Source organism: Hydrogenophaga sp., assembly GCF_030373225.1.
Classification (GTDB): domain Bacteria; phylum Pseudomonadota; class Gammaproteobacteria; order Burkholderiales; family Burkholderiaceae_C; genus Hydrogenophaga.
Genome location: NZ_JAUCZG010000008.1, coordinates 125,733 through 135,965, shown reverse-complemented (window position 1 = coordinate 135,965; position 10,233 = coordinate 125,733). Strand labels below are relative to the sequence as shown.

Here is a 10,233-nt window from a genome sequence, read left to right as displayed (position 1 = left end):
ACTGTGATCTGTCACGACGCATTACTACCGATTCAATCGTTACAGTCCACTAGTTTGTGGAAGGTTGTGGAAAGTTGTGAGCATGCAAACCCCAGATGTCAGAGCAGTGACGCCGGGGCTGTTTTTTTCGTTCGCGATGCCGTGCTCTCGCAGAGCGTGGTGACGCCATTTCTTTCGATGCGCGTCATCACCATTTCATGAGAGCGGGGCGGGTCCATGCGCCATGGCGGGGCGAGGCACAGCATCGGCAGAGGTCGATGGATCCATGGCCTGCAACATCAGCGACTCCACCTGCATGGCGATCTGCTGCCAGTCGAGGTGGGCCACGCGGGCGCGGGCTTGCTCTCTGGCCTGGGCCAGCAGCGAGGGCGTGCGCGCGAGGTCTGCCGCCACCCGCATGAACGCTTCTTGCTGGCCCGCGGGCACCAGCCAGCCATTGGCGTGGCTCTGCACCCAGTCGCTCGCCGCAGCGGTGTCGAAGGCCAGCACCGGCAAACCGCTGGCCAGCGCCTCGATGGTCACGTTGCCGAAGGTTTCCGTGAGGCTGGGAAATACAAACAGGTCGGCCGATGCGTAATAGTCCGCCAGCTCTTCGTGGCGGCGCATGCCGGCAAACACGGCTTGTGGGCAGCGCTGCTGCAGGCTGGCACGCAGCGGTCCGTCGCCCACCAGCACCAGCTTCACGTCGGCATGGTGGGCCTGCATCGCGGCATGGGCCTGCAGCGCGACGTCCAGGTTCTTCTCGGCCGCCAGCCGGCCCACCACCAGCATCACCAGCGAGCCGCTGCCGGCGCCCCACTGGCGGCGCAAGGCCTCGCTGCGCCGTTGCGGGTTGAACAGCCGCGTGTCGACACCGCGCGCCACCACCTGCACGTTCTCGAAACCCATGTCCATCAACTGCGTGCGCAGGGCCCGTGTGGGCACCATGGTGAGCTGCGTGAGGTTGTGGAACTTGCGCAGGTAGGACACCATGGGTTTGCGCAGCCAGCCCACGCCATAGTGCTCGCAATAGGCATGGAAGTTGGTCCGGAAGTCGGAGGTCACCGGCAGCTTGAGGACCCGCGCCGCCTGCAGGGCCGACCAGCCCAGGGGCCCTTCGGTGGCGATGTGCACCAGGTCGGGCCGCTTCAGCGTCCAGGCGTTGATGAGGGCCCGCCTGGCCGGCAGGCCGAGCTTGAGCTCGGGGTAGCGCGGGATGGGCATGCCGCGCATGAGCAGCTCTTCATAACCGGTGTGGCTGACCGGCTCATCGCTGCGGCGCTGGCGCGGCCGGATCAGCTGCACCGCGTGGTTGCGCGCGCCCAGGCCCTGCACCAGCCGCGAGAGCGTGAGCGAAACGCCATTGATCTCCGGCGGCCAGGTTTCGGTGACCACCGACAGTCGCAAGGAAGGCGTGCCGGCCGGGTATTCCTCGACCAGGATCTGTTCGGATGTCATGGCATTCATGACGGCATGTTCCCGCGCCTGTGCAACAGACTGATGACAACGCCGCGCTGTCACCGGCTTTTCACATGTCGGGGCAAGACTGCGCGGGTGCGGGACCTCCGCGCACCACCCCACCCCTGCATGGAGATGCCGTGAAAGACTTTTTCAAGACACTGGAAACCCAACGCTGGGACGACCACCGCTACTACCACCACAGCCGCATCAACCAGACGCTGCACCTGATCAGCGCGATCAGCTTTGTGGTGGCCTATGCGCTGCTCTGGACCGACCCGGTGCTCGCCGCGCTGATTGCCTGGCTGGTGTCCATGACCAGCCGCCAGGCCGGCCACTTCTTCTTCGAGCCCAAGGGCTACGACCATGTGAACCAGGCCACGCACGAACACAAGGAAGAGATCAAGGTCGGCTACAACCTGCAGCGCAAGGTGGTGCTGATGGCCCTGTGGGCCGGCACGCCGATGCTGGTGGCGCTGGTGCCCGGCGTCTTCGGCCTGTTCGAGCCGCACACCGATGGCCAGGGCTTCATTCGCCAGGTGGGCGCCCTGTGGCTCGCGCTGGGCGTGGGCGGCCTGCTGTTTCGCACCGTGCACCTGTTCTTCATTGCCGATGTGCAGACCGGTCTGGCCTGGATGACCAAGATCCTCACCGACCCGTTTCACGACATCAAGCTCTACCACAAGGCCCCGCTGTACCTGATGCGCGGGCAGCTGATCGACCCGGGCATCGGCGTGAAGTAGATCCCCCCGAAGCGCCTGCGGCACATTCCCCCAGGGGTCCACACCTGCGCCCCGTCCCGAACCTGTCGAAGGGCGGTTGCGCGGTGTTCCGGACCACCCTCCCTCAGGCGCTGCGGCCCTTCATCAGCGCGGACAACATTTCGCGCACCACGCTGCGCCGGATCGACTTGTGGGTTTGTTCACCTTGCCACCACCACCCTTGCGCCTGCATCTGCTGCCCGGCGGCCACAAAGCGTTGCAGGACCTCTTCAAAGTCGGCGTCGGTGAAATGCAGGCCAAAAATGAAACGTCCCGTGCCCACCCAGCTCAATGCCAGCCCCTGCCAGCGCAGCAGGTACTGGAACATCCAGTGATAACGACCGGGCTGGGTGTACATCAGCGTCCAGATGGTCTGCAGGTTGGCCACGCGCACCGGCAAGCCGTGTTCGGCCATGGTGTCGTTGAAGCGTTTGGCGCGCGCGTTCCAGCGTGTGTCCTGGTCTTCATACAGGGCCTGGATCTCCGGCGTGTCCAGCCGCTTCAGAAAGGCCGCCATGCCGCCCATCACGTAGGGGTGGGCATTGAAGGTGCCGCGCGCAAAACAGACGTCGGCCGGACGCTCTTCGCGAAAGCGCCGCATCAGTTCGCGCCGGCCGCACACCACGCCCACCGGGTAACCACCGGCCAGCGTCTTGCCGTAGGTGACCATGTCGGCCTGTACGCCGAAGTACGCCTGCGCGCCGCCGGGCGCGAGGCGAAAACCCAGAAACACCTCGTCGAAAATCAGCACGATGCCGCGCTCGGTGCAGACCTCGCGCAGCCGCTTGAGCCAGGCGGTGTAGGCCTCGCGCTCAAAGCCGGCGGTGCGGCTGCCGTCGACCAGGGTGGAGTCGCCGGGCGCGTTCTTGTTGGGATGCAGCGCCTGCAGCGGATTGACCAGCACGCAGGCCACATCGCGCCGCTTGCGCAGCACCTGCAGGCTCTTCTCGCTCATGTCCTGCAGCGTGTAGGTCTCGCGCGGCGGCATCGGGTTGCCCGGGCCGGGTTGCACGTCTTCCCACCAGCCGTGGTACGCGCCACAGAACCGCACCAGGTGCTTGCGCCCCGTGTGGTAGCGCGCCAGCCGCACCGCCTGCATCACCGCTTCGGTGCCCGACATGTGGAACGAGACCTGGTCGTGCCCGGAGATCGCCTGCAGCCGCTGGACGACATCGGCCACGCAGGGGTGGTAGGCGCCGAGCACCGGGCCCAGCGCCTGGCCGATCTCGGCGCCTTCGGCCATGCAGGCCTTGTAGAAGTCCACGCCGAACACGTTCACGCCATAGGAGCCGGTGAGGTCGATGAAGCGGTTGCCATCGAGGTCGCTCAGGTGCACACCCTCGGCCGACTGCATGAAAGCCCCCACCTTGAGCCGCGCCCGCACCAGCGGACTGAACTGGAACGGCACGCGGTAGGCCCCGGTGAACTGCAGGTCGGCCAGTCCTTCGCGGGCTTGCGCAGTGAGGGCCAGCGTTCTGGCGTAGCGGAGGGCAAAGCCATCGCCCAGCGCTTCGAACGCGGCCCGGCGCCGCGCGGCCACCTCGGCCGGCGCGCCATCGCAGTCGAAGAAACGGGCTTCGTCGAACGCGTAACCCGGCAACCACTTCGCCAGCCGCTTGGCCATCTTCGAGTGGCCGGCGAGCGAACGGTGTTTGGCGCGCGAGAGTTCAAGCCGCTGCTTGAGCAGCGGCAGGGCCAGGGCCAGCGAGCCCAGCGGAACGGCATAGGAAAGGTAGGACATGCAGCGACAGGCTCCGGGGCGGTTGGTGTGTGTCTTTTGTAGGGCGCCCAGATGACGAAGCCATGAATCTCACATGAAAAACCAGAACATCCTGAAGCGCCTCGCGCTCAATGAAGACCTCAATTTCCTGCTCACCAACCGCGTCCCGCGCGCCGCACTCACGCGCTTCATGGGCTGGTTCAGCCGCATCCGCCACCCCTGGGTGCGCGATGCCTCCATGGCGGTGTGGCGCGCCTTCACCGACATCGACCTGAGCGAAGCCAGAAAGTCCTCGTTCGACAGCCTGCACGACTGCTTTGTGCGTGAACTCAAGCCCGGCGCAAGGCCGCTGGACCGCAGGCCGCAGGTGCTGGTGAGCCCTTGTGACGCGATCGTGGGCGCCTGCGGGCGCATCGGCGAGGACCCCGGCGCGCAGGTGTTCCAGGCCAAGGGCTTCCCCTATCCGCTGAGCGACCTGCTCGGCACCGATGCCCGCGGCCGGGCCGGCATCGACACGCTGCGCGGCGGCAGCTATGCCACGCTGCGCCTGACGTCGAGCATGTACCACCGCTTTCATGCGCCGGGCGCCCTCACGCTGGAGCACGTGACCTACATCAGCGGCGACACCTGGAACGTGAACCCGATCGCGCTCAAGCGCATCGAGCGGCTGTTCTGCAAGAACGAACGCGCGGTGCTGCACTGCCGCCTGGGCGACGGCACGCCGCTGCTGATCGTGCCGGTGGCGGCCATCCTGGTGGCCAGCATGCGGCTGCGTGCGGTGGACGTGGCGCTCAACATCCGCTATCGCGGCCCGAACCAGCTGCCCTGCCACGCGGTGTACGACAAGGGCGACGAGATGGGCTGGTTCGAACACGGCTCGACCATCCTGGTGTTTGCGCCGCCGGGCATCACGCTCTGCGAGGGTGTGACGTCGGGGCAGAACGTGCGCATGGGCCAGGCCTTGTTCAGCCTGGTTTGATCGGATTCACTCCCGTTCCATTTCGAGGTAGGTGCGGTTGGCCAGCTGGGGCAGCCAGACATCCGCGTGCTTGAGGTGCGCGAAGGGCGCGCCATCGAAGCTCTTCACCGCGGTGGACAGGTCGGTGCCCGCTTCCACGGCTTTGCCCATGTGGGCGCGCAAGGCCTTGAGCAGGGCCCCCGTGTCTTTCTGCGCCTGGGCCAGCGTGGTCACGTTGCCGTGGCCGGGCACCACCACCTTCGGGTTCAGTGCTTCCAGCGCTTCGAAAGACTGGACCCAGGTTCGCGTCATGCTCACCGGGTGCAGGCCCAGGATGCGGTCCACATAGACCACATCACCGGTGAACACCACACCGCTCTGCGGCAGCCAGACCAGGCTGTCCCCCGGCGTGTGCCCGCCACCGCGGTGCACCACCTGCACAGCCACGCCACCCAGGTCGAGCCGGGTGTCGGCGTCCTTCAGCCAGCGGGTGGGCAACACGACCTCGGTGCCGTGCTGCTTTTCCTTGAGCACGGGTGCATTGGCTTTCAATTGTTCGAGGCCGCGAGCGCGCATGTCGGCCTCGGCGTTGGCGTGGGCCATGATCTCGGCGCCCTGCGCCTGGAAGAAACCATTGCCCAGCCAGCGGTGGTCCTGCCCGCCGGTGTTGATCACCCACCTGATCGGCTGCGCCGTCACTTTCTTCACGGCCTCGGCGATCTGCCGTGCCCCCTGCCAACTCGCACCGCTGTCGACCAGCAGCGCGCCGGCCGGCGTGACCACCAGGCCCAGGTTGGCGTTGAGGGCTTCGTTCTCGTAGGTTCGGCCCTCAAGGTCGCCCACCCAGGCGTACACGCCCGGTGCGACCGGCTTGAAGACGATGTCGACCGCCTGGGCCGACCAGGCCAGCGTGGAGGCCACGCAGGCCGTCAGCAGCTGTTTGAGTCGCAGAGATGGAACACGCATGGGGGTCACTCGCTGTCGGGTTGAAGAAGCCTGCGCGGGTTCGCGTTGGCCTTGAAGCGCGGCGCCTGGACGCTGTGGGCCATGGCGAGGTTCAGATCAGGTCGGCCATCGCTTCCACGTCTTCGGCAAACATCTGACCGCGTTCGGCCAGCAGCAGCTTGCCGTCGCGCCCGCGCAGCAGGGTGATGGGCAGCCCGCGCGGCTTGGGAAAGGTCTTGCGCCACTCGGGGCTCGCCCAGCCGGCCGGAAAGCTGTAGCCCCGGGACTTGAGGTAGGCCGCCGCGTCCTCGGGCCTTTTGTCGATGGACAGCGCCACCATGATCAGGCCCCGGCCTTTCTGGCCGAGCCAGAACTTGTCCATGCTCGGGCTTTGCAGCGCGCAGAACGGGCAGGTGCTGGACCACCAGTACACCAGCAGCGGCCGACCTTCGGCGCGCGCCGGCTCGAACACGCTGCCGTCGAGCAGCGTCAGGCGCGGCAGCTTCAGTTCGGCGCCGACCAAGGGCATGGGAGGCGCCTTGGCTTCTTCGGCTGCGGCCGAGGCGGGCTGTGCCCAGGCGCTGGCCCAGGGGTGCCCGGCCAGCGCCGCGGCCGCCGTGCCCAGCAGCCAGCGGCGGCGGGCGGGGTCGGCGTGGCGACGGGCCGGGTCGCTGCGTGCCGGCGATGTGTCCATGTGGTTTCTCCTTCCTTGTGAGTCAACGCCCTGGAGGTGCCCAAGACCACGGCCGTGGGCGCACAATTATTGATGCTTTCAAATATCAGTGCTTCCTTTTTTATGCCGTCAGGACCATGCTCACTCCCTGCGGGACCGGCGTGCGAACCGGTTACAACCGGAAAGACGCACACAGCCAACTGATCCGACATGGGTTCCGACCACCACCACGACCACCACCACCACCACCACGATCACGCTCCCGAGGGGTTCAACCGGGCGTTTGCGATCGGCATCACGCTGAACATCGTGTTCGTGGCCATCGAGGCCTTCTACGGCTGGAAGATCAACTCGCTCGCCTTGCTGGCCGACGCCGGCCACAACCTGAGCGATGTGGCCGGACTGGTGCTGGCCTGGGGCGCCGCGCTGGCCAGCCGGCTGCGCCCCGACCAGCGACACACCTACGGCTGGCAGCGCGGCACCATCCTGGCGGCCTTTGCCAACGCCTTGCTGCTGCTGGTGGCCATGGGCGCGCTGATCTGGGAAGCCGTGGGCCGCCTGACGTCGCCCGATCCGCTGGCGAGCGTCGAGGGGGCGACCATCATGGTCGTGGCCGGCATCGGCATCGTGGTCAACACGGTGACGGCCTTGCTGTTCATGCAGGGCGGCAAGTCCGACCTCAACATCCGCGGCGCGTTCCTGCACATGGCCGCCGACGCCCTGGTGTCGGCCGGCGTGGTGGTGGCCGGTGCGCTGACGCTGTGGATGGGCTGGGTCTGGCTCGACCCGGTCACCAGCCTGTTGATCGCGGCCGTGATCCTGATCGGCACCATGGGCTTGTTCCGCCAGTCGCTGCACATGCTGTTCGACGGTGTGCCCGACGGCATCGACCTCGCTGCGGTGCGCGACAGCCTGTTGAGCCTGCCCGGTGTGACGCAGGTGAGCGACCTGCATGTCTGGGCCATGGGCACCTCGAAGACCGCCCTGTCGGCCCACCTGATCGTGCCCGACGGATACCCCGCCGATGACTTCCACCAGCGGGCGGCCGATCTGCTCAGCGAGCGGTTCGGCATTGCCCACGCGACCCTGCAGGTGGCGCGCCAGCCCGTGACCTCGGCCTGTGGCGATGCGTGGAACCCTTGAGCCCGCAGCGGCGGGATCGGTCCCTGAGCGGTCACCGGGCGGTCAGGCGATCGGCGTGAGTTTGGCCACGCTCAAGGCCAGCCACTTCGTTCCGTGGCGGCTGAAGTTGACCTGTGCGCGGGCGTCGTCGCCCGCGCCTTCGATCGACAGCACCTTGCCCTCGCCGAACTTGTTGTGAAACACGGCCATGCCGGCCTTGATGTCGGTGCCGCGGTCGGGTTCGGGCGCGTTCTGGCCCAGGCCCCTGGGGTCGCCCTTGTCGTTGAAGCCGGGTGACCACGAAGGTTGCAGCGCTGCGGGTGCGCCGACGTTGCGCCGCCCGTTCTGCCACTGGCCCCCGCCACCGCCCGCCCCGCCCGGCGCACCCCAGGCGGGCTGCTGCGGGGTGAGCCACTTCAGGCAGGCCTCGGGCAGTTCGTCGAAGAAACGGCTCTTCATGTTGTAGCGCGTCTGCCCATGCAGCATGCGTGTCTGCGAGTGGCTGAGGTAGAGGCGCTGGCGCGCGCGCGTGATCGCCACGTACATCAGGCGGCGCTCTTCTTCCAGCCCGTCGCGGTCGCTCATCGAGTTTTCGTGCGGGAACAGGCCTTCTTCCATGCCGGTGATGAAGACCACGTCGAATTCGAGCCCCTTGGCGGCGTGCACCGTCATGAGCTGCACCGCGTCCTGCCCGGCCTGCGCCTGGTTGTCGCCCGACTCGAGCGCGGCGTGCGTGAGGAAGGCCGCCAGCGGACTCATGGTTTCGCCGGTGTCGGCGTCGGGCGCCAGCGGTTCGTCCAGCACCGGCAGCGAGGCGTCCAGGCCCTGGCTCGCCGGGCTCTGTGTCAGCGCCGAACCGTCCGCCGTGCGCGCCACCGCGTCGCGTCCGAAGCCTTCGATGCCGACAAAACTCTTGGCCGCACTCACCAGTTCCTCCAGGTTCTCCACCCGGTCCTGCCCTTCACGCTCGGCGCGGTAGTGCTCCACCAGGCCGCTGTGCTCGAGCACCAGCTCGATGATCTCGGCCAGCGTCATGCCCTCGGAGCGCTCCCGCAGCACGTCCAGCTTCGCCACAAACGCACCGATGGCCACACCGGCGCGGCCGGTCACGGCGCTCACCGCGTCGTGCAGCGAACAACCCGAGACGCGGGCCACATCCTGCAACTGCTCGATGCTGCGCGCGCCGATGCCGCGCGGCGGAAAGTTCACCACGCGCAGGAAACTGGTGTCGTCGTTGGCGTTTTCCAGCAGGCGCAGGTAGGCCAGCGCGTGCTTGATCTCGGCGCGCTCGAAGAAGCGCAGGCCGCCGTACACGCGGTAGGGCATGGCGGCATTGAAGAGCGCGGTCTCCACCACACGGCTTTGCGCGTTGCTGCGGTAGAGCACCGCCATTTCCAGCCTGGGCACGCCTTCGCGCGCGAGCTGCTTCATCTCGTCGACCATCCACTGCGCCTCGGCGAAGTCGCTCGTGGCCTCGTGCACGCGCACCGGCTCGCCCGCGCCCGCGTCGGTGCGCAGGTTCTTGCCCAGCCGGTTGGTGTTGTGGCTGATGAGCTCGTTGGCCGAATCGAGGATGTTGCTGCAGCTGCGGTAGTTCTGTTCCAGCTTGATCTGGTGGCTCACCTTGAACTCACGCACGAAGTCGGCCATGTTGCCCACGCGCGCACCGCGAAACGCATAGATGCTCTGGTCGTCGTCACCGACCGCGAACACCGCATTGCCCGAGCCCGGAAGACCTTCGACCGGCGGCGCGCTGAACATCTTGATCCAGGCGTACTGCAGGCGGTTGGTGTCCTGGAACTCGTCGATCAGGATGTGGCGAAAGCGCCGCTGGTAGTGCTCGCGCACCGGGTCGTTGTCGCGCAGCACTTCATACGAACGCAGCATGAGTTCACCGAAGTCCACCACGCCTTCGCGCTGGCACTGCTCTTCGTAAAGCGCGTAGAGCTCGACCTTCTTGAGCGTTTCCGCGTCACGCGCGACCACGTCGCCCGGGCGCTGGCCATCTTCCTTGCAGCCGCTGATGAAGTACTGGATCTGCTTCGGCGGGTAGCGCTCGTCGTCCACGTTGAACTGTTTGCACAGGCGCTTGACCGCCGAGAGCTGGTCTTGCGTGTCGAGAATCTGGAACGTGGCGGGCAAGGCGGCGAGCTTGTGGTGTGCGCGCAGGAAGCGGTTGCACAGGCCGTGGAAGGTTCCGATCCACATGCCGCGAACGTTCACCGGCAGCATGGCGGACAGGCGCGTCATCATTTCCCGGGCGGCCTTGTTGGTGAAGGTCACCGCCAGCACACCACCCGGGGTGACCTGCCCGGTCTGCAGCAGCCACGCAATGCGCGTGGTGAGCACCCGCGTCTTGCCCGAACCGGCCCCGGCCAGGATCAGCGCATGCTCGGCCGGCAACATGACGGCCGCGCCCTGTTCGGTGTTGAGGCCCGCAAGCAGCGGGGACGGGGCGACGGATTCTTCAAACAGCATCACCCGATTGTAGGAAGCACCCCGCAGCGCTGGCCGTATACGGTCATGCGTATGGCGTCCATACCCTGCGCTTGCCGTGCAAAGCCGCCCCCCGCAGGCCCAAGGCGCCTAGAATCGCGCACCGGGCCCAAGATTCTTG

At 66.9% G+C, this 10,233-nt stretch carries 9 protein-coding genes; 4 read left to right on the top strand and 5 right to left on the bottom strand.

All coding sequences use genetic code 11. The features are described from left to right. A partial coding sequence (locus QUV35_RS07040; RefSeq protein ID WP_300871930.1) for a hypothetical protein occupies positions 1–201 on the top strand: 201 nt, incomplete at its 5' end. Here the strand turns inward: QUV35_RS07040 and QUV35_RS07035 are convergent. After that, on the bottom strand, positions 196–1,437 hold the full coding sequence (locus QUV35_RS07035) for a glycosyltransferase family 1 protein (RefSeq protein ID WP_300871928.1): 1,242 nt from the start codon (positions 1,435–1,437) through the stop codon (positions 196–198). The two genes, QUV35_RS07040 and QUV35_RS07035, sit on opposite strands and share 6 nt — an antisense overlap. Before the next feature lie 140 nt (positions 1,438–1,577). On the opposite strand from QUV35_RS07035, the gene QUV35_RS07030 reads away from it, so the two are divergent. Continuing rightward, entirely contained in the window at positions 1,578–2,180 is a 603-nt protein-coding gene (locus QUV35_RS07030) for a hypothetical protein (RefSeq protein WP_300871926.1), read from the top strand. A 103-nt stretch (positions 2,181–2,283) separates the two neighbouring features. Here the strand turns inward: QUV35_RS07030 and QUV35_RS07025 are convergent, their stop codons facing one another. Beyond that, the gene (locus QUV35_RS07025) at positions 2,284–3,939 is read right to left on the bottom strand and encodes an aminotransferase class III-fold pyridoxal phosphate-dependent enzyme (RefSeq protein ID WP_300871924.1); all 1,656 of its coding nucleotides are present in this window, start codon (positions 3,937–3,939) and stop codon (positions 2,284–2,286) included. A 73-nt stretch (positions 3,940–4,012) separates the two neighbouring features. Here QUV35_RS07025 and asd point away from each other — a divergent pair, with 73 nt between their 5' ends. Beyond that, entirely contained in the window at positions 4,013–4,897 is an 885-nt protein-coding gene (asd, locus tag QUV35_RS07020) for an archaetidylserine decarboxylase (protein WP_300871922.1), read from the top strand. A 6-nt stretch (positions 4,898–4,903) separates the two neighbouring features. Here the strand turns inward: asd and QUV35_RS07015 are convergent, their stop codons facing one another. Next, complete coding sequence (locus QUV35_RS07015; protein WP_300871920.1) at positions 4,904–5,842, bottom strand: MBL fold metallo-hydrolase; 939 nt, start codon at positions 5,840–5,842, stop codon at positions 4,904–4,906. A gap of 91 nt (positions 5,843–5,933) precedes the next feature. Continuing rightward, positions 5,934–6,515 (bottom strand): TlpA disulfide reductase family protein, encoded by a 582-nt coding sequence (locus QUV35_RS07010; protein ID WP_300871918.1) that lies wholly within the window; start codon positions 6,513–6,515, stop codon positions 5,934–5,936. Positions 6,516–6,704: 189 nt separating this feature from the next. Here QUV35_RS07010 and QUV35_RS07005 point away from each other — a divergent pair, with 189 nt between their 5' ends. After that, complete coding sequence (locus tag QUV35_RS07005) at positions 6,705–7,637, top strand: cation diffusion facilitator family transporter (protein ID WP_300871916.1); 933 nt, start codon at positions 6,705–6,707, stop codon at positions 7,635–7,637. A 42-nt stretch (positions 7,638–7,679) separates the two neighbouring features. Here the strand turns inward: QUV35_RS07005 and QUV35_RS07000 are convergent, their stop codons facing one another. Next, positions 7,680–10,094 (bottom strand): UvrD-helicase domain-containing protein, encoded by a 2,415-nt coding sequence (locus tag QUV35_RS07000; protein ID WP_300871914.1) that lies wholly within the window; start codon positions 10,092–10,094, stop codon positions 7,680–7,682. Positions 10,095–10,233 lie beyond the last annotated feature (139 nt).

Coding starts and splice junctions, on each gene's coding strand:
- QUV35_RS07005 (WP_300871916.1), top strand. CDS start 6,705: ATGGGTTCCGACCACCACCACGACCACCACCACCACCACCACGATCAC.
- QUV35_RS07035 (WP_300871928.1), bottom strand. CDS start 1,437: ATGACATCCGAACAGATCCTGGTCGAGGAATACCCGGCCGGCACGCCT.
- QUV35_RS07000 (WP_300871914.1), bottom strand. CDS start 10,094: ATGCTGTTTGAAGAATCCGTCGCCCCGTCCCCGCTGCTTGCGGGCCTC.
- QUV35_RS07015 (WP_300871920.1), bottom strand. CDS start 5,842: ATGCGTGTTCCATCTCTGCGACTCAAACAGCTGCTGACGGCCTGCGTG.
- QUV35_RS07010 (WP_300871918.1), bottom strand. CDS start 6,515: ATGGACACATCGCCGGCACGCAGCGACCCGGCCCGTCGCCACGCCGAC.
- asd (WP_300871922.1), top strand. CDS start 4,013: ATGAAAAACCAGAACATCCTGAAGCGCCTCGCGCTCAATGAAGACCTC.
- QUV35_RS07025 (WP_300871924.1), bottom strand. CDS start 3,939: ATGTCCTACCTTTCCTATGCCGTTCCGCTGGGCTCGCTGGCCCTGGCC.